This is a genomic window from Agrobacterium sp. Azo12 (genome assembly GCF_029193765.2).
Taxonomy (GTDB): domain Bacteria; phylum Pseudomonadota; class Alphaproteobacteria; order Rhizobiales; family Rhizobiaceae; genus Agrobacterium.
The window spans coordinates 1,132,703-1,150,198 of sequence record NZ_JARFYO020000002.1; the positions used below are offsets into that span (position 1 = coordinate 1,132,703).

Consider the following 17,496-nt stretch of genomic DNA (forward strand, 5'->3'; position numbering starts at 1 on the left):
GTTCAGTTGACCTTTGCAACGGACAGGAATACACAAGCCACAATCTGTCTTACAGCTATACAGATTATGTCACGATCCATAGGAGGACAATGTGGTCACGACGCGTACGGAGCACGATTTGCTCGGTCCAAAAGAAATTCCGACAGATGTTTATTGGGGTGTACACACGGCACGCGCCGTTGAAAATTTCCAGATAACCGGAACATCGATCGGTCATTACCCTTACCTCATTCGTGGCCTTGCCTACGTAAAGGAGGCCGCGGCACTGGCCAATCACGAGCTTGGTCTGCTGGATCAGGAACGACTGGAAGCGATTGTCAAAGCCTGCCGTGAAATTCGTGATGGCGCGTTGCACGACCAGTTTGTCGTTGATGCAATACAGGGCGGCGCCGGCACTTCAACCAATATGAATGCCAATGAGGTAATTGCCAACCGCGCCCTTGAACTGCTGAACCATGAAAAAGGTGACTACAGCCGCCTTCACCCGAATGATCACGTCAATCTCAGTCAGTCGACCAATGACGCCTATCCAACGGCAATCAATGTCGGCCTGATCGAAGCAATTGATGCCCTTTCTCATTCTATGGGCGTGCTGCAGAAGGCATTTGAAAAAAAGTCCGTTGAATTCCATAGCATTTTGAAGGTCGGCCGCACGCAGTTGCAGGATGCCGTCCCGATGACACTCGGCCAGGAATTCCGTACTTTTGCAGTGATGCTTGGTGAAGACAGAGCTAGATTGATTGAATCGGCCGCACTCCTGCATGAAATCAATCTTGGTGCCACGGCTATCGGCACTGGTCTTAATGCGCCGGCTGGTTATGCTGCGCGCGCATGTGAACATCTTTCCCAACTGACCGGTCGTCCGCTCGTTACCGCCGCCGACCTGATAGAGGCGACGCAGGATCCTGGCGCTTTTGTCCATCTGTCCGGCGTTCTCAAGCGGATCGCAGTCAAACTGTCCAAGACCTGCAACGACCTCAGATTACTGTCTTCCGGTCCGCGCGCCGGCATCGGAGAAATCACCCTACCCGCTGTTCAGGCAGGATCGAGCATCATGCCTGGCAAGGTCAATCCGGTCATTCCGGAGGTCGTCAATCAGGTGGCGTTTACGGTCATCGGCAACGACATCACAATCACGATGGCAGCGGAAGGCGGACAATTGCAGCTGAACGCATTTGAGCCTGTCATTGTACGGTCGCTCTCCGACAGCATCAGTCACCTGAGTGCCGCCTGCCTGACACTGGCAGAACGGTGCGTGGATGGCATAGTCGCCAATCCGGCGATCATGGCCTTGCGTCTGGAAGAGTCTATCGGACTTGCGACAGCACTCAACCCGCTGATCGGCTATTATGCGGCAACACAAATTGCGCGCGAGGCGCTCAGCACAGGACGCAACGTCCCTGAAATCGTACTCGACCGCGGTTACCTGACCGCTGAACAGTTGCTGGAAGCACTCAAGCCGGAGCGGCTTGCCAACTTGCAGGACCTTATGACTGCCGGGAGCGATCCGCAGCCATAATGCTGGTCACAACCTGCTTGACCTGACCAAGATGCGCCTCCATCGCCTTAATCGCGTCCTGCTCATTGCCCGCCTGGATTGTTTCAGCAATCCGGCGGTGTTCAATGTTGGACGCTTCCCGGCGATGGGCCATCATGTTCAGCAATTCTGACTGCTGGGAAATAGCGCCCCGCGCATCGGTCACAATCTTTGCAAAAACCGCATTCCCGGACGATTCCGCAATCAACGTATGAAATTCTGAATCCAGCAGCACCCATTTATGGGGATCTGTCTGCCGATCCATAGCGTCGCAAAGCTGCAGCAAGGCCGTAGCTTGCCCATCAGACCGGCGCAGCGCCGCCCATCCAGCAGCAGGAACCTCGATAAAGGGGCGTGCCTCAATCAGATCTCGTGCGGAGTAACTGCCGTAACTCAGTTCGGTGCTGGGTGTAGATGTGAGAATGAAGGTGCCGCTGCCCGTACGTGTTTGCGTTAGTCCCAGCGTTTGCAGCGAACGCAAAGCTTCACGCACAATCGGCCTGCTAACCCCGTAACGAACCGCAAGGCTGCTTTCGGATGGTAATCGTGCACCAACCGACAGACGTCCAGACGTTATTGCAGAACGAATATCTTCGAACACCGATTCAGCGGCGTTCTTCCGACTGATCGGACTTGCATCAGATAACCAATCAGCCAGTTCACTCATAGTTGCAACCTTCACAAACATCCGGGCTTTGTCAAGAAGCCACACCCGAAGGCAGCAGATCTGTTAGCCAGATATCGAACTACAACATCACAACCAAAAGCGGAATTGATTTCTGTAAGTTACGCGATTTTCGACGCAACTGACACACCCCACGACCGCCATTCAGGTTCGTGTCAGAAAAGCCGGACATCTAGCCATCAGAGCCGGTTGCAAATGCACATCCCCACGACCTTCAAAATCTGAAGGAGAGTATTGCCCGGTTTATGATCAAAACGAAAATACGGGTGGCAAATTGGCGTTTCTCACAGTGAAAACCGACAGGATCGAAATGTTTCGTCCTGTTATTGGCAGCGGAACATTAAGCGCGCTGGGCGCACTTTATCTGCTGTTTTTCCTCAACAGAACGTTCTGGAGCAAGATACACATCTATCTTTCGCCCTACCCGGTAGCGATTACTTCACTTTACGTCGCGATGAGTGCATTGTTCATCGCAATGATCACGATCTTTTCGGTCAAATATCTGATCAAGCCGTTTCTGGCATCGCTGATCGTTATTGCCGCATCGGCGTCCTGGTTCATTGATCGCTTCAGCGTCATCGTGGACAGCGACATGGTGCGCAACGTGTTTGAAACGACACCTGCGGAAGCCGGCAATCTGCTGACATGGGGTTTCGGGTCCTACATGGCAATGTTTGCAGGATTGCCAATACTTTTTCTTGCCCTCTTGCGCGTCCGGCACCGGTCATTTCCGCAGAAACTGATGCGCAACACCGTGACAGTCCTGGGCTGCGTGGCAATTGTTGGTTTCATCGGTTTTGCAAACTCGAAAACATTCACGACCGCCATACGCCAGCACCGGGACATTGTGAAAAGCATCAATCCTCTCACGCCGATTTCAAGCACCGTGCATTACCTGACGCAGGCCGGGCATGAAGCAAAAATCATTGCAGAGCCAATCGGCCTAGATGCCAAGGTCATGGCATCGGCCGGTGGTGTCAGAAAGCCTCGAGTGACCGTCATCGTTGCCGGTGAAACCGCCAGAGCAGCAAACTTCTCGCTGAATGGTTATGCCCGCGACACCAATCCCGAACTTGCCAAGCGCGATATTGTTTACTTCCCGAACACATCCAGCTGCGGTACGGCAACCGCAACATCGATCCCTTGTATGTTCTCGAAATTCACACGTGCGGAATATACCCACGCCAAGGGTCTTGCCAATGAGAACGTGATGGATGTTCTGTCCCATGCAGGCATCAGCGCCACCTGGTGGGACAATAATACCGGCAGCAAGGCTGTGGCCGATCGTATCGATTTCACCGATCTTGCAGCAACAAATGACCCGCGTTTCTGCACTGGCGGCGAATGCAAGGACGAGATCTTCATGGAGCGGCTCGGCAAGTGGCTCGACTCCATCACCAAGGACAGCGTTGTCGTTCTGCACCAGATGGGCAGCCATGGCCCGACCTATTACCTGCGTTATCCGCAGGAATTCAAGAAGTTCACACCTGACTGCGAAACCGCAGAGCTTGCCAATTGCACCGACGCGCAGATCGTTAATTCCTATGACAACTCCCTTCTCTACACCGACCATTTTCTGGCAACGATCATCGACAAGCTGAAATCCCACTCTGACAAACTGGCAACCGGCATGATCTACGCATCGGACCATGGTGAGTCCTTGGGTGAAAACGGGCTTTACCTGCACGGCACGCCGTATCTTCTGGCGCCTGACCAACAGACCCACGTCCCCTTCCTCGTCTGGTTCGATAATGACTTTGCCAAGTCCATGGGATTGGACCGGGCCTGCATGGCAAAGGAAGCAACGGCTGTTGCTCACTCCCACGACAACTTTTTCCACAGCATCCTGAGCATGATGAATGTTCAGACCTCGGTCTATGATCCGAAACTGGATATCTTCAACCGTTGCAGGAGCAACCAGGTCTCATGAGTGTAATGCCAGACTATACAAAACTGACTGGCATCACGCATTTGCTAGCCGCCACCCGCTACTCCGCAGCGGGGGCCAAACGGGCGTGGAGGGAAACCGCATTCCGCCATGAAGTCTTTGCCTTCGGGCTTTTGATGGCCACTTATCTCGCGCTTGGCGTCAGCCTGACGATCCTGTGCGCAGCCATCATCCTGTTTCTGGCGCTTGTCTCGGCTGAGGCGCTGAATACGGCAGTCGAAGAGATCATCGACCGTATTTCCCCGGAGATATCGACGACGGGCCGCCATGCTAAAGACCTTGGTTCTTTTGCAGTTTTTTGCCTGCTGACGGCCAATGCAGTGCTGTTTTTATATGCTGTCGTCACCCACTTGTTTTTATGACGAGTGCGCTTGTTCCGGCCGCGAACGACAGGTCATGGCTTGACGCCTTGCCCTCTTACAGAATACGCAATGACAAATCGCTTTATGGGGTTGTCTTGCGGGTCCTTCTGGTTGAAGACGATTATGTGCTCGGAGAGGCGTTGCGTGATCACGTAGCAGCCGCAGGCCATGCTGTGGATTGGTTCAAGAATCTGGCGGATTCAATCGCTGCAACGCAGACAGTCAATTATGGGCTGGTGCTCCTGGATTTGCGCCTTCCCGATGGTGAAGGGCTTACATTGCTCAAGACCCTGCGCTCCGCCCATGATTCAACACCCGTCATCATTCTGACTGCCCATGATCAGGTATCGGACCGAATTGAAGGCTTGAATGCCGGTGCGGATGATTACCTAGTCAAACCTTTCAATCTCGGCGAGTTGACGGCGCGTATGCTGGCAGTCTCACGTCGTTACGAAGGCAGGTCGGTCTCAGTTGTTACCCTGCCGGATATCGAGATCAATCAGGCGGTGCGCAGCATTGATGTTCACGGCAAGCCCGTGTCACTGAGCGCACGCGAATGGGCAGTTCTGGACAAATTGATCGAGCGACCCGGCGCGCTTGTGTCCAAGACACAGCTCAGCGAAACGTTGTACGAATTCGGCGCGGAAATCGAGAGCAATACGGTCGAAGTCTACATTAGCCGTCTGCGCAAAAAAATCGGGCATGGCCGCATCGAGACTGTGCGCGGCATTGGCTACACAATCCGTTGAGGCAACAATGAACGCCAAAATGAGCATGACACGCAAGCTCGTTTACGCCGTGACCGCTGTGGTTGCCGTGGCATGGCTGCTTGCCTCCAGCCTTGGCATCATGGTGATGCAGGACGAGTTTGCAGAGATATTTGACAGCGCCGTTGAAGAAACGGCTGAGCGCTTGTTGCCGCTAGTCGTGAACGATATTCAGGAAGGCGGTGTCTCATCCGCGCAACTCGACTTCACGCAGCGAGCCGCTGGCAAGGAGTATTTGACCTATCAGGCGCGTGACCGGCTTGGACATGTTCTTGTTCATTCGCATGACAGTTCGACCGAGCCCTTTGATGTGCCGCTCGTTGCTGGTTTTGCAGACACATCTACACAGCGCATCTATACCGCCGTATCCCCTGACGGTGCGATTTTCCTGCAGGTGGCAGATGCTTTTGCCAATCGCCGCGAAGCTATTGTTGAAGCAAGCGTCGCATTGTTCCTGCCGCTTATCATTCTGATCCCTGCCAGCATCGCTGCGGTTATCTTCGTGGTTCGTCGCACCTTGTACCCGATCCAGGAACTGAGGGACGATATCGGACGCAAAGACAGCGGCAACATGGTGCCTGTTGATGCAAGCCCCCTGCCGGCCGAGTTACATCCGATTGCCCGTTCAGTAAACCTGTTGCTTGAACGTCTGCGGTTATCCCTCGAAGCGGAAAGGGAATTTACCTCCAACAGTGCCCATGAATTGCGCACGCCGATTGCGGGCGCGCTTGCCCAGGCACAGCGTCTGAAAGCAGAAGTGCCGACGGAGTTTTCACCACGCATCGACCAGATTGAACAGTCACTGTCACACCTTGGTCGTCTGGCAGAAAAGCTTCTCCAGATGTCGCGCGCCGATGCCGGCATCGGTATTTCCGATACGCTGACAGACCTCGTTCCGGTGATAAAGGTCGTCGTAGGCGACCTCGAAAGAATGTCAATTGGTGACGGTCGGATCAATCTTCAGCTTGGCAAAGACGCGCAACTTGAACGCCACATCAATCCGGATGCCTTCGGCATTGTCATTCGCAACCTGCTGGAAAATGCCCTGGTGCACAGCCCGCAAGACAGCATGGTGGAAATTTCTGTCGAAAACGGCAATCGCCTGCGTGTTGCCAACGAATGCGAACTGATCAGCCCAGAAGATCTCGCCGGGTTGACGGCGCGCTTCACCCGTGGGCCAACCAAGGCCTCCGGTTCTGGTCTTGGTCTGGCGATCGTTAGCAATCTCGTAGAGAAGATGAACGCTAAACTCACTCTCTCGTCACCCGCATCAGGAAAAAAAGATGGCTTTGAAGCCATTTTGACCTTCTAGCCAAATAACTGGAAAGCGACCTTACAGACGTTCCAGGGCATCTTGCGCTTGCGCTCTGGTCGGCATGCCACGACGGCCACCAAACACTTCGCATTTCAGTGCGGCTGTGACAGAGGCAAGTCGCATCGTGTCGCGCAGTGGCAAACCTTCGGCGATGGCCAATGCGAAGGCACCGTGGAAAGCATCGCCAGCAGCCAGGGTATCAACCGCCTTGATAGTCAAGGTCGCCTGATGCTGCACTGTGCTGGAGGCATTTTCCAGCCAGAAACAGCCTTTTGAGCCAGCCGTAATGCACAAAAGTGTATCCGGCAACTTTTTCCGCAAGGCCAGCAACATATCGGTGACATCGTCCAGACCAGTCAGACTTGTCGCGGCGGGCTCGGAAAACACGATGTGGCTGGCCGCCGGTGCCAGTCGCTCCAAGACATCGACCGGAGCAACGTCTCCATCCAGAATGGCAGGAATGCCGACGCGCCTTGCGGCCTGCAACACCGCAAGCGCCAGCTTCGGCCAGCGAACATCCACCAGCACGGCATCAAATCCGGCGATCTCGGCATCATCAAAGGTCTTTGCCGTATCATGCAAGCGATGGTCGTAAAATGGTACGATCAGTCGTTCGCCAAAATCATCGACCAGAATGGTCGACAGTGCTGAACGGGCACCCTCCGCAATCGTCATGCCGGACATGTCGATACCGTCGTCACCGAGATCACGCAAAATCCGGACACCGGTTTCGTCTTTGCCAACCGCACCCCAGAGGCTGGCATGGCCGCCCAATCGCACGATGGCATAAGCAGCACTGGCTGCCATGCCCTCGGCAATCTCCAGCATGTCGTAAGGCAATAATTTGCCTTCGCCCTTTGGCAGGTCGTGAACTCGGAAGATCGTGTCGAGGACGGATGCCCCGACACACAGAATACGCTTTGTCACGTTGCTCAAATACGCTTGCCAGTTTCTTTGTCGAACAGGTGAATATGATCCGTATCTACGGCAATGCCGACCGTGCTGCCAAATTGAACATTGAGACGTTCGCGGAACAGGCAGGCAATTTCATCACCCTTGCAATTCAGCTTGGCATAGATTTCAGAGCCAGTGCCTTCAACCAGTGTGACCGTGCCTTCAATGTTGCCAGCAGCAGCCTTGATGTGTTCGGGACGAATGCCGTAAACCAGTTCGCGGCCATGAGCCGAGGCAGCCACGTCCTTTGGCAGTGGCAAGGTCAATCCGTTTTTCGTCCGGAAAATACCTTCCTCGATACGACCATCGATGAAATTCATCGATGGTGAACCGATGAAGCCTGCCACAAAGATATTGGCCGGGCGGTCATAGAGTTCTAGCGGCGCGCCAACCTGTTCAATGTACCCGTCATGCAGAACCACGATCTTGTCGGCCATAGTCATGGCTTCAACCTGGTCATGCGTTACGTAAATGGTTGTCGTACCAATACGCTGATGCATCGCCTTAATTTCACCGCGCATCTGCACGCGCAATTTCGCATCAAGGTTGGAAAGCGGTTCATCGAACAGGAACACCTTGGGATCGCGCACAATGGCACGTCCCATCGCGACGCGTTGGCGCTGGCCGCCAGACAGTTGGCGCGGGTATCTTTCCAGCAATGCGTCAAGGCCAAGAATGGTCGCTGCCCGGTTGACCTTTTCCTTGATTTCCGCGGGGCTTGCTTTTTTGAGCTTCAGTGCGAAGCCCATATTTTCGGCCACAGTCATGTGCGGATAGAGCGCATAGTTCTGGAACACCATGGCGATATCACGATCGCGCGCCGGCAGATGCGAAACCTCACGAGAACCGATGTGGATTTCGCCGTCGCTCAACTCTTCAAGTCCGGCAATCATACGCAGCAGCGTGGATTTTCCGCAGCCCGATGGGCCAACGAGGACAACAAAATCTCCATCCGTGATATCAACGCTGATGCCGTGAATGACCTTGACGGCGCCATAGTGTTTCTGGACGTTTTGAATACTGACGGGTGCCATATGTATCTATTCCTGTCGAAAATCGTTTCGTGAACGGGCGTTGAGCCCGCTTAACCGCCCTTGACCGCGCCTGCCGTCAAACCTGCGACAATCTGCTTTTGTGCAAACATTGTCAGCAGAAGAACTGGCAGGGTCACAATCAGCGCAGCCGCTGCAAGTGGTCCCCAACTGACCTGTTCAAAGGACAGCATGTTGTAAACGGCAACCGGCAAAGTACGGGTCTCACGGCTGGCAAGGACAATACCGAAAACGAAATTGTTCCATGAGAAGATCAGCGCCAGAATGAACGACACCACGATACCCGGCTTGGCAATCGGCAAGGCAACCAGACGGAACACCTGCCATGAACTTGCGCCGTCAATGCTGGCTGCCTCTTCCAACTCCATGGGCGTCGTTTCGAAGTAACCAATCATGATCCAGACCACGATTGGCACAGTTACCACCAGGTGAATGATGATCTGCGGCCATAGGGTACCGAGCAGGTTTAGCCATTGGAACAGCAGGAACAACGGAATGAGGAACGAAAGTCCGGGTGTCATACGGGCGATCATGATCACAACCGCCGACTTTTCCGCCTTTAACCGGGCAATGCCGTATCCGGCCGGCACACCGATGATGAGTGCCAAGATTGTCGCAGCACCTGTCACCAGCACGGAATTCCAGAAATAAAGCAGAAAGTTATTCTCTTCAAAAACCTTGGCATAGTTCGACCATGCGATGTTTTCTGGAATGAGAATGGGCGGGTATGCGCCGTTGTCGATTTCATATTTAAGTGACAGAGATATCATCCAAAGAAAGAACAGGATGACAGGCGACACCATCACAACGGCCACGAACAACATGCCGATGCTGTCGAGTGTTTTGCGTCTCATCAGCGTCCCTCCGCATTAGACCAGTTTGCACGCTGGCGTGCCATCAGAAGCACGAAGGAAAGCGCGATAATGACCAGGAAGAAAACCACTGCCATGGCAGAGCCATAACCAATGTCGTAATAGGCAAAGGCCGTATTATAAAGGTATATGTTGATCGTTTCTGAAGCCGTGCCCGGACCACCCTGTGTCATCGCATAGATGATGTCGAAGCTTTTCACGGCATCGATCGAGCGGATGATAACAGCGATAATCAGGAAGGGCGCGATCATCGGCAATGTCAGAAAACGGAACTTCTGCCAGGCGTTTGCGCCATCGATTTCAGCGCTTTCATAGGGCTCGCGCGGCACGGCCGCCAAACCACCAAGCACAATCAGCATAACCAGCGGTGTCCACTGCCATGTTTCTACCAGAACCAGCGAAGGAATAACCGTCGACTGGTTGTAGATCCATTCCTGAGCACCAATACCGATGAAGGACAGAAGATAATTGAGTACACCAAGCTGTGGGTGGAACATCATTGTCCAAACCAGCGCCACAGCAACCGGTGTTGCCATCATTGGCATGACGAACACACCACGAAGCAAACCACGCAGCGGGAATTTTGCATCGAATACAAGAGCCGCGAGTGTCCCGAGAAACAGTGGTAAAACGACAGAAAGTACTGTGTAGACCGTCGTATGCCACAGGGATTCCCAGAAGCGCATATCCTGGGCCAGCCGCACATAATTGGCAAAACCGGCAAAGACCCGTTCCTGGCCGAGTGTCCAGCTATTAACGCTCATCCACAGGGTGAACGCCCAGGGAAAAACAATCACGGCCGCAACGACCACTAGGGCGGGAAGAACGAAAGGCCAGTAATTGGGAGCAAGCCGTGAAGGCTTGCTCTTTTTTACCTGTTTGCCTTGCGTCATCGTATTATCGATGCTCACGGCTGTCATTACCCCTCGCTACGTGCCAGTACGGGTTCAAACTGGGCTGTTGCGTTCTTCAGTTCAGCGGCCGGATCAGCGCCGCCAATCATATTGGTAAGCGCAACACCATAGATGTCGCGGAATTCCGTCACCGGTATGATGACCGGCAGAGCCAGCTTGGATACCTTGCCCGAGCCGGAAACGGCATCAAGCCATGCACTTGGCATTTTCACGCCTTCACGCACTTTGGCATCTTCAAGAATGGACTGGCGGAACGGTACACCGGCACCGGCCTGCAGCAGGCGGGCACCCATTTCATGCGAAATCGCCCATTGGCAGAACAGATAAGCTGCTTCTTTTTTGGTGCTGGCCTCGGTCACGCCAAGACCGTCACCGAAGGTACCGGCAGCCTGTGTCGCTGGTCCCTTTGGCATGACACCATAACCGACCTTGCCAACAACGCGGGACTTCTGCGGATCTTCGATTGGCGGTGCAAAACCAACGCCGTCGAACCACATGCCGACCTTGCCCTGCAGGAAGGCCGACTGTGCTTCCGCCCAATTGAAGCCGGATATACCTGGAGGTGCCGCTTTGGTCATCAGACGCTGATAGAGCGTTGCAGCCTCGACCGCTTCTTTGGAGGTCGTCTGCAGTTTTCCATCAGCATCAATAGGACCGGAACCGTAGCCCAGCAACAGCGACGTCCAGACCGGCGTGTTGGCGTTTTTCAGACCGCGCGCAACGAAACCATAAGTGTTTGTCGATGGGTCAGTGATCTTTTCAGCAGCATCGACCAGTTCCTCAAAGGTCGTCGGATAGGAAAGCCCCTTCTGCTCGAACAATTCCTTGTTCCAGTAGACAATCCAGTAATCCACCGAGAATGGCAGCGAACGCAGGACCCCGTTGGAATCCTTGGCAAACAACATGCCGGCCTCAGCAAAATCGCTTTCCACAAGTGATGGATCGGTCAGCGACGGATCTTTCAGGAAACCGCTGATATCAGCCAGCCAGCCGCCCTTTTCGAACTGGCGCTTCTGAACGTGGTAGCTGAGGTGCACAACGTCAAAGCTTGGCTTGCCTGTGCTGAGCTCGATAACCGTCTTTTGGCGCTGCTGCTGCTCTGGAGTGGCTTCGGCGTTGACCTTGATGCCGGTCAGCTCTTCGAATTCCTTGAGATGCTTGATCAACGTCTCGCTGCGTGGACTTTTGACGAGATTGACTTCCAGCGTGGTGCCAGAGAATTTCTTCCAGTCCACTGCAGCCGATGCTGTGCGTGCGCCAAGCAGGGCTGCGCTACCAAAGGCAGCACTTGCCGCCAAAAACGTACGGCGGGTTGGTCTCAATAATGACGATGTCATGCCAGTCCTCCTCTTATTGCCGTACAACTCCTCCGCACGGCTTGCTTCTCATACCCTAAAGGCCTGTTAAGCCCTGATTATATTGCCAGTGAACGATCCCTCGCATTGTTAATATGCGCGGTCAGGTTCTGCACCGCCTCTTCGGCATTGCGCTTTTCAATTGCTTCAAGCACGGCCAGATGTTCCCCCATAACCGGCCCGACACGTCCATCGATGCGGAAACGCTCCTGATTGATGAGGCGCATCTTGATCGAATTGACGCGGTAAGCATTCGAAATGATCGAATTGCCCATCGCATCCAAAAAGGCATTATGCATGCCCCAGTCCGTTGCCTGTGCCCGCTGTTCCAACTCGGCAGACGCGCCCTTCTCCTGAAGTTCCGCCGCAATATCTCGATGCAGCTTCAGCAAATTCTGAACGGCTTCATCGCTGGCGGAATGCGTAAACAGCGCCACGGCCTCGCGCTCCAGCAGAATTCTGAACTGGAAGGCCTCACGGATGAGGTTGATATCGATATGGGCAATTTGCAGTCCACGTTGCGGAACGGTTTTTATCAAACCTTCCGCCTCAAGCCGTGGAATAAGCTCGCGTATCGCCCCCAGCGTCAGTCCCGTCAGGCCAACAAGTTGCCGTTGCGAGATGAACTGTCCCGGCCGGACATCACGAGCGAGCAGATGGCGCGTGAAGCTCTCATACGCCTTTTCCCTCAGAGTGATCTGCTCGCCGGTTTCGTCCATGCAATCCTCTAACCTTGCCGTCAATCAAGCCGCTTTTGATGAAAAAAGCCCATCAAAAATCTGCCCAATCTTCTCCCGCTCCTCGGATGGAATCGTTACAAGTGGCGGTCTTACATTGTGCCATACCGCGTCACCCGTCGTGCGGGCAACCAGTACTTTCACCGCAGGCGTGACCGGATACTTCAAAATTTCCACAACGAGATCAACGACGCGCTGATCTTCCTTGCCATCGACGGCCATGGCGCGAATTTCCTGCGGCATGACATTTGCCATGCCCGAAATCGCACCCTTGCCACCAAGACGCGTGCCCTGGGCAAGATGTCGCTCATCACCGATCAGAATGATCAGGTCTGCATGTTCTTTCAAAAGACGCTCGGTATGTGCCCAGTCACCACCGGAATCCTTCACACCGGTCACGACGCCCGGAAACGCCTTGCGCAACCGGCCAACCAGCTCGACCGAGAGCTTCACCATCGTTACCGACGGAATATTGTAGACGATGACGTCTCTTGCCTTGCTGCCAAGCTGTTCAAACACCTTGGAGAACCACTCAAACAGGCCGTCGTCAGACACATTCTTGAAGTAGGATGGCGGCGCCAGCAGAACATTGCGCGCTCCCGCATCCAGAGCCTGCGCCGACTGATCCGCTGCATCTTCAGCAGAATCAACAAGCACACCAGCCACAAATTGACGGCCAGAAATGCCCGCATCTGCAAACGCCTTGAGGACCGCACTTCGTTCGCGGCTGCCGATTGAACTTCCCTCACCCGTTGTGCCGAACAGCGTGACACTGTCGCAGCCCGAAGAAAGGCAGCTCTTGGCATGCTGCGTCATGGTTGCGAAAGCAATGTTGCCTGCTTCATCAAAAGGCGTCGTGAGAGCTGCCGAAAGGCCGAAAGCTATTGTCAATTGAATGCTCCTCCAGTCTGATAGCAGCAATATATTCAGGTAACATGTCAGTTGTAAACACAATAATTGTTTGCCTGTGGATGAATGATATGACAGGCATTTTGCGAATATGAAATTATTCGTTACCGGTTGTTTATGTTTCTATTTTCATCGCAGGTAATTAATGCGATGCTGTAAATATCTCTGGCACCGGCGCGCTGTGGCCAATAAAAAAGGCGCAATTGAATTGATGTGGTTTCCTCATTTTGACGTAAGGCACATGACCGTAGAAAGCTGGGTTAAGCTCTCGAGGATTGCTGTCACCGCATTGATTTGGGGTTGCGCCATGATGACGCCAACACAGGCCCAGGATAACGCCAAGCCACTGCGGATAGTTTCCTTTGGAACATCCCTGACCAATCAGGGTGGCTGGCAGGTGCCGCTACAGACCTCACTCGCCTCATGCCTCAATCGGCAAGTTGAAGTGCTCAAGGTTGCCCAAAGCGGCGGCACATCAGACTGGGCCGTTTCGCATGTCGATGATGTTGTCCGACTTGCACCAGATATTGTGCTGATTGAGTTTTATGCCAATGACGCAGCCATCAACCGTTTGATGACGCGCGAGCGCAGCCGCACAAACATCGCACTTGTTTTTGATCGTCTCAAAAAAGAACTGCCAGCGACCCGGGTGATCATGACGCGCATGAATCCGGTTTCCGGAATGCGCGGATCGATGCGCCCATTACTGGAATGGTATATCGACATGCAACGCAACGAGGCACTTGCCCGCGGTTATGAATATATCGACTATTATCCCGGCTGGTCCAAAATGACAAAAAATGAGCTGGAATCCGCCATTCCTGACGGATTACACCCTCGGCCCGAAGCCGTTGCCCGTATCGTCACATCGATCATGACGCCTTATCTTTGCAAGGGAAATGGCTAAAAGCCATTCCCCTTACATCACCTGCCCTGCCAAGGCCTTTGGTTTAAATGTCTTCCGCGCCGCTCCAAAGATGAAAAGTCCCCAGACCGCAATAGAGGCGACGCCCAGAACGGCAGCGATGGGTCGTTCAAAAAGCCCAAACACATTGCCATTGGTGATGATCATTGACGTCGTGAAGTTCTGTTCGACCAGAGGGCCAAGAACGATACCCAGGATAACCGGCGCCATGGCAAAGCCGGACTTCTCCATGAAGAACGCCATCACACCCAACACCAGCATGACCGTTACGCCAAACATCGTGTTGTTGATGGAGTAGGATCCAACCACGCAGAACAACAGAATTGCCGCATTGAGCAATGCGCGAGGCACTTCGAAGATCCACCGTGCTGAACGAGCGGCAACATATCCAAGCGGCAGCATCAGAATATTGGCAATCACAAACACCAGCATGACGGCGTAGAAGTTTTGTGGGTTGGTGGTCAGCAACTGCGGCCCTGGCTCCATGCCCTTCATGACCAGGACGCCAACGGCGATCGCTGTCACGGCATCACCGGGAATACCGAAAACCATGGCCGGAATCCATGAGGCACTGAGCGCCGCATTGTTGGTAGCACCCGCCTCGACAAGGCCTTCCGGATGCCCCTTACCGAACAGCTCGGGGTTTTTGGAGGTCTTCTTGGCCAGTGAATAGGTTACCCAGGCAGCCAGGTCGCCGCCGACACCCGGCAAAGCGCCGATAAGACTACCGATGATTGAACCGCGAACCTGATTTTTGCGATATTTCCACAGGCAGGCCATAACGCCCTTGAACGGGTTGCGCACATTGGCCTGTGGAATGTCCAGCCTGAAGCGACGCCCGGTACGCATGACTTCCGCCAAGGCAAACATACCAATCATCGCCGGAATGAAACTGATACCACCCGTCAATTCGGAAACACCAAATGTAAAACGCGGCGTGCCGGTTAGCGGATCAACACCGACTTGCGAAATCATCAGACCGAGAAGCAATGAAAGAGCGCCTTTCGCAACGCCACCGGAGGAAATCAAAGCAGCACAGCTCAGACCCAGTACCGCCAGCCAGAAATATTCAAAGCTGGAAAAACCAAGTGCAAACTTTGCCAAGGCTGGCGCGGTGAACATCAGGAATACAAAGCCGAACAGGCCGCCTAGGACCGAGCCGATAACGCCAATACCAATCGCAAGCCCCGCCTGCCCCTTTTGGGCCATGCGATAGGAATCTTCGACGTATGCGGCAGAGGCTGGCGTTCCTGGAATGCGAAGCAGTGTACCGGGCAAATCACCGGCAGTGATTGCCATCGCTGTTGAGGAAATAATGGCCGCAATGGCCGGTATCGGCGACATGTAAAATGTCAGCGGCACCAGCAAGGCGGTTGCCATTGTCGCCGTCAGACCGGGAAGTGCGCCGACAAACAGGCCGAATATTGACGACGCGACGATGACAAGCAACGTCTCAAGATTGAAGACGAGAAAATAGGCCTCAATAAATGCATTCATGGCTCAACCCCACATCGCGACCGGCACCGGCACACGTAATCCATAAACAAACAGCGCATAGGTCAGTCCGGTCATGACCACTGCGAAAATGATCGCCTGCAACCATCCGCCGCCACCCAGCAACACCATCGCAAAAACGAAAATGGAGGCTGTGATGAGAAACCCGAGAACAGGCATAAGCAGGATCAATGCAAGGATCGCTAACAACAACAGCGGGTTATAAAGCCGGTCGATGAGAGTTATCGGTCCACCGTCATCTTCGGCTGGTTCGTCCACGGCCAGCTCATCAGAAGCATCCGTGCCACGTCCCATCCACGTCTGGGCAAGCATAACAAGGCCAAAGAACAGCATACCGGCACCGGTAATGGCCGGAAATAAACCAGGTCCAACCGCCATGCCCGGCATGGCTTTCAGCTCCATGGAGCCGACGAGCACATAGGCACCAACCAGCGCAAACAGAACGGATATTACAAGATCAAGTCGATTGACCGTCGTCATACGCGGTCTCCTTCTGCAAGTGTTCGCAGGGACAGTCGGCATAGCAACGCGTGATGCTGAACACTGTCAGCGTTCCCATGACGTATCGTTTAAGAGAAGATGAGCGGCCGACTTCCGGCCGCTCGTAAACCCGATTAATTGGCTTTGATACCGGCAGATTTGATCGCAGCACCGAACGCGTCATCACGCTGCTTCAGGTAGGTTTCGAAGTCAGCCCCGCCCTTCCAGTTGACTCCAAAATTGCGACCATCCATGAAGGTTTTGAAATCATTGCTCGTAACGATCTCTTCCAATGCGGAGGCCAGCTTTGCCTGGACGTCCTCGGGAATGCCCTTTGGAGCCGCAACGCCACGCCAGCCGGAGACAGCAAACTCGATACCGGCCGCTTCGCTGATTGGCGGCACGTCCGGGTTTTTCTCGTTCCGCTCGTTTCCGAGATAGGCAAGCGGTCGAATCTCACCCGCATCGACCAATGCCTTGGCTTCCGGGAACTGGGAAACAGCTACATTGATGGCATTAGACGCCAGCAATTGCAGCGACACGGTGGCACCATCCGTTGGCACCCAAAAGGCTTTTTCTGCCGGCGCACCCAAAAGCTGCACCAGACTTACCCAGGCGATGTGGTTATTGCCGCCGAAATTGGCGCCGCTTGCCTTGATGGTGGATGGATCCGCCTTGATGGCAGCAATCAGGTCATCAATGGTTTTATAGGGTGAATCTGCCCGTACAAAAATTGCAGACGGATCAGCATTATAAAGGCCGATCGGTGTGAAATCTTCGTAGGATATATCGGACGAGCCAACCGATTTGTACATCGATAGTTCGGTCGTGATGATACCGATCGTATACCCATCAGATTTGAGGTTTTTGAGTTCCTGGTGACCAACAATGCCGCCACCGCCGGTGCGGTTGACCACCGTGATGGGCTGCTTCAGTTTCTCTTCCAACATCGTTGCGATGATACGGCCTGTGGCATCCGTTCCACCGCCAGCCGCCCATGGGATAATCATGGTGATCGCGCGCTCAGGATATTCCGCAAATGCCTGACCGGACAAAGCGACGACAGCACATGCCGCCAGAGCGGCTTTCTTGAAAAATGACATTGGTTCTCCTCCCGAATAGGCCGCCTCCACGCAGCCGTTTAAGTTCGAGGCGCCGGGGCGCCCCGT

General features: G+C 54.1%; 17 protein-coding genes. 6 read left to right on the plus strand and 11 right to left on the minus strand.

Annotated features, from left to right (window positions below; all coding sequences use genetic code 11):
* The first annotated feature begins 91 nt into the window (after window positions 1-91).
* The gene (locus tag PYL13_RS21540) at window positions 92-1,519 is read left to right on the plus strand and encodes an aspartate ammonia-lyase (RefSeq protein ID WP_275642298.1); all 1,428 of its coding nucleotides are present in this window, start codon (window positions 92-94) and stop codon (window positions 1,517-1,519) included.
* Here PYL13_RS21540 and PYL13_RS21545 read toward each other — a convergent pair.
* The gene (locus tag PYL13_RS21545; protein WP_275642561.1) at window positions 1,488-2,204 is read right to left on the minus strand and encodes a FadR/GntR family transcriptional regulator; all 717 of its coding nucleotides are present in this window, start codon (window positions 2,202-2,204) and stop codon (window positions 1,488-1,490) included. The genes PYL13_RS21540 and PYL13_RS21545 overlap by 32 nt on opposite strands.
* A 328-nt stretch (window positions 2,205-2,532) precedes the next feature.
* Between PYL13_RS21545 and PYL13_RS21550 the strand changes: the two genes are divergently transcribed.
* From PYL13_RS21550 to PYL13_RS21565, 4 genes are all read left to right on the plus strand, one after another.
* Entirely contained in the window at window positions 2,533-4,152 is a 1,620-nt protein-coding gene (locus PYL13_RS21550) for a phosphoethanolamine transferase (protein ID WP_275642299.1), read from the plus strand.
* On the plus strand, window positions 4,149-4,532 hold the full coding sequence (locus PYL13_RS21555) for a diacylglycerol kinase (RefSeq protein ID WP_275642300.1): 384 nt from the start codon (window positions 4,149-4,151) through the stop codon (window positions 4,530-4,532). The genes PYL13_RS21550 and PYL13_RS21555 overlap by 4 nt, the downstream gene beginning before the upstream one ends.
* A gap of 95 nt (window positions 4,533-4,627) precedes the next feature.
* Complete coding sequence (locus PYL13_RS21560; protein WP_192489437.1) at window positions 4,628-5,281, plus strand: response regulator; 654 nt, start codon at window positions 4,628-4,630, stop codon at window positions 5,279-5,281.
* Window positions 5,282-5,300: 19 nt separating this feature from the next.
* Complete coding sequence (locus tag PYL13_RS21565; RefSeq protein WP_259146902.1) at window positions 5,301-6,611, plus strand: sensor histidine kinase; 1,311 nt, start codon at window positions 5,301-5,303, stop codon at window positions 6,609-6,611.
* 21 nt (window positions 6,612-6,632) lie between these two features.
* Here PYL13_RS21565 and PYL13_RS21570 read toward each other — a convergent pair whose 3' ends face one another.
* From PYL13_RS21570 to PYL13_RS21600, 7 genes are all read right to left on the minus strand, one after another.
* Window positions 6,633-7,550 carry a sugar kinase gene (locus tag PYL13_RS21570; protein WP_275642301.1) on the minus strand — a complete coding sequence of 306 codons (918 nt, stop codon included), beginning with the start codon at window positions 7,548-7,550 and terminating at the stop codon, window positions 6,633-6,635.
* Window positions 7,547-8,602 carry an ABC transporter ATP-binding protein gene (locus tag PYL13_RS21575; RefSeq protein WP_275642302.1) on the minus strand — a complete coding sequence of 352 codons (1,056 nt, stop codon included), beginning with the start codon at window positions 8,600-8,602 and terminating at the stop codon, window positions 7,547-7,549. The genes PYL13_RS21570 and PYL13_RS21575 overlap by 4 nt, the downstream gene beginning before the upstream one ends.
* Before the next feature lie 50 nt (window positions 8,603-8,652).
* Window positions 8,653-9,474: a carbohydrate ABC transporter permease gene (locus PYL13_RS21580; RefSeq protein ID WP_275642303.1), complete on the minus strand. Its 822-nt coding sequence runs from the start codon at window positions 9,472-9,474 to the stop codon at window positions 8,653-8,655.
* Window positions 9,474-10,412: a carbohydrate ABC transporter permease gene (locus PYL13_RS21585; RefSeq protein WP_259146894.1), complete on the minus strand. Its 939-nt coding sequence runs from the start codon at window positions 10,410-10,412 to the stop codon at window positions 9,474-9,476. The genes PYL13_RS21580 and PYL13_RS21585 overlap by 1 nt, the downstream gene beginning before the upstream one ends.
* Window positions 10,412-11,743, minus strand: a complete 1,332-nt coding sequence (locus PYL13_RS21590; protein WP_259146892.1) for an ABC transporter substrate-binding protein — start codon at window positions 11,741-11,743, stop codon at window positions 10,412-10,414. The genes PYL13_RS21585 and PYL13_RS21590 overlap by 1 nt, the downstream gene beginning before the upstream one ends.
* A 77-nt stretch (window positions 11,744-11,820) precedes the next feature.
* Window positions 11,821-12,480 carry a GntR family transcriptional regulator gene (locus PYL13_RS21595; protein WP_275642304.1) on the minus strand — a complete coding sequence of 220 codons (660 nt, stop codon included), beginning with the start codon at window positions 12,478-12,480 and terminating at the stop codon, window positions 11,821-11,823.
* Window positions 12,481-12,504: 24 nt separating this feature from the next.
* Window positions 12,505-13,389 (minus strand): dihydrodipicolinate synthase family protein, encoded by an 885-nt coding sequence (locus PYL13_RS21600; RefSeq protein ID WP_275642305.1) that lies wholly within the window; start codon window positions 13,387-13,389, stop codon window positions 12,505-12,507.
* Between the two features lie 325 nt (window positions 13,390-13,714).
* On the opposite strand from PYL13_RS21600, the gene PYL13_RS21605 reads away from it, so the two are divergent.
* Window positions 13,715-14,314 (plus strand): SGNH/GDSL hydrolase family protein, encoded by a 600-nt coding sequence (locus PYL13_RS21605; RefSeq protein WP_275642306.1) that lies wholly within the window; start codon window positions 13,715-13,717, stop codon window positions 14,312-14,314.
* A gap of 12 nt (window positions 14,315-14,326) precedes the next feature.
* Here the strand turns inward: PYL13_RS21605 and PYL13_RS21610 are convergent, their stop codons facing one another.
* The 3 genes from PYL13_RS21610 to PYL13_RS21620 form a co-directional block, all read right to left on the minus strand.
* Entirely contained in the window at window positions 14,327-15,829 is a 1,503-nt protein-coding gene (locus PYL13_RS21610) for a tripartite tricarboxylate transporter permease (protein WP_250985260.1), read from the minus strand.
* 3 nt (window positions 15,830-15,832) lie between these two features.
* Complete coding sequence (locus PYL13_RS21615; RefSeq protein WP_250985259.1) at window positions 15,833-16,327, minus strand: tripartite tricarboxylate transporter TctB family protein; 495 nt, start codon at window positions 16,325-16,327, stop codon at window positions 15,833-15,835.
* Window positions 16,328-16,461: 134 nt separating this feature from the next.
* Window positions 16,462-17,430 (minus strand): tripartite tricarboxylate transporter substrate binding protein, encoded by a 969-nt coding sequence (locus PYL13_RS21620; RefSeq protein WP_250985258.1) that lies wholly within the window; start codon window positions 17,428-17,430, stop codon window positions 16,462-16,464.
* Window positions 17,431-17,496: the final 66 nt, after the last annotated feature.

What these genes read in the sequence shown, in the direction of transcription:
- PYL13_RS21605 (WP_275642306.1), top strand. Translation starts at nt 13,715, where the DNA reads ATGATGACGCCAACACAGGCCCAGGATAACGCCAAGCCACTGCGGATA.
- PYL13_RS21580 (WP_275642303.1), bottom strand. Translation starts at nt 9,474, where the DNA reads ATGAGACGCAAAACACTCGACAGCATCGGCATGTTGTTCGTGGCCGTT.
- PYL13_RS21620 (WP_250985258.1), bottom strand. Translation starts at nt 17,430, where the DNA reads ATGTCATTTTTCAAGAAAGCCGCTCTGGCGGCATGTGCTGTCGTCGCT.
- PYL13_RS21595 (WP_275642304.1), bottom strand. Translation starts at nt 12,480, where the DNA reads ATGGACGAAACCGGCGAGCAGATCACTCTGAGGGAAAAGGCGTATGAG.
- PYL13_RS21565 (WP_259146902.1), top strand. Translation starts at nt 5,301, where the DNA reads ATGAGCATGACACGCAAGCTCGTTTACGCCGTGACCGCTGTGGTTGCC.
- PYL13_RS21555 (WP_275642300.1), top strand. Translation starts at nt 4,149, where the DNA reads ATGAGTGTAATGCCAGACTATACAAAACTGACTGGCATCACGCATTTG.
- PYL13_RS21615 (WP_250985259.1), bottom strand. Translation starts at nt 16,327, where the DNA reads ATGACGACGGTCAATCGACTTGATCTTGTAATATCCGTTCTGTTTGCG.
- PYL13_RS21550 (WP_275642299.1), top strand. Translation starts at nt 2,533, where the DNA reads ATGTTTCGTCCTGTTATTGGCAGCGGAACATTAAGCGCGCTGGGCGCA.
- PYL13_RS21545 (WP_275642561.1), bottom strand. Translation starts at nt 2,204, where the DNA reads ATGAGTGAACTGGCTGATTGGTTATCTGATGCAAGTCCGATCAGTCGG.
- PYL13_RS21590 (WP_259146892.1), bottom strand. Translation starts at nt 11,743, where the DNA reads ATGACATCGTCATTATTGAGACCAACCCGCCGTACGTTTTTGGCGGCA.
- PYL13_RS21575 (WP_275642302.1), bottom strand. Translation starts at nt 8,602, where the DNA reads ATGGCACCCGTCAGTATTCAAAACGTCCAGAAACACTATGGCGCCGTC.
- PYL13_RS21610 (WP_250985260.1), bottom strand. Translation starts at nt 15,829, where the DNA reads ATGAATGCATTTATTGAGGCCTATTTTCTCGTCTTCAATCTTGAGACG.
- PYL13_RS21585 (WP_259146894.1), bottom strand. Translation starts at nt 10,412, where the DNA reads ATGACAGCCGTGAGCATCGATAATACGATGACGCAAGGCAAACAGGTA.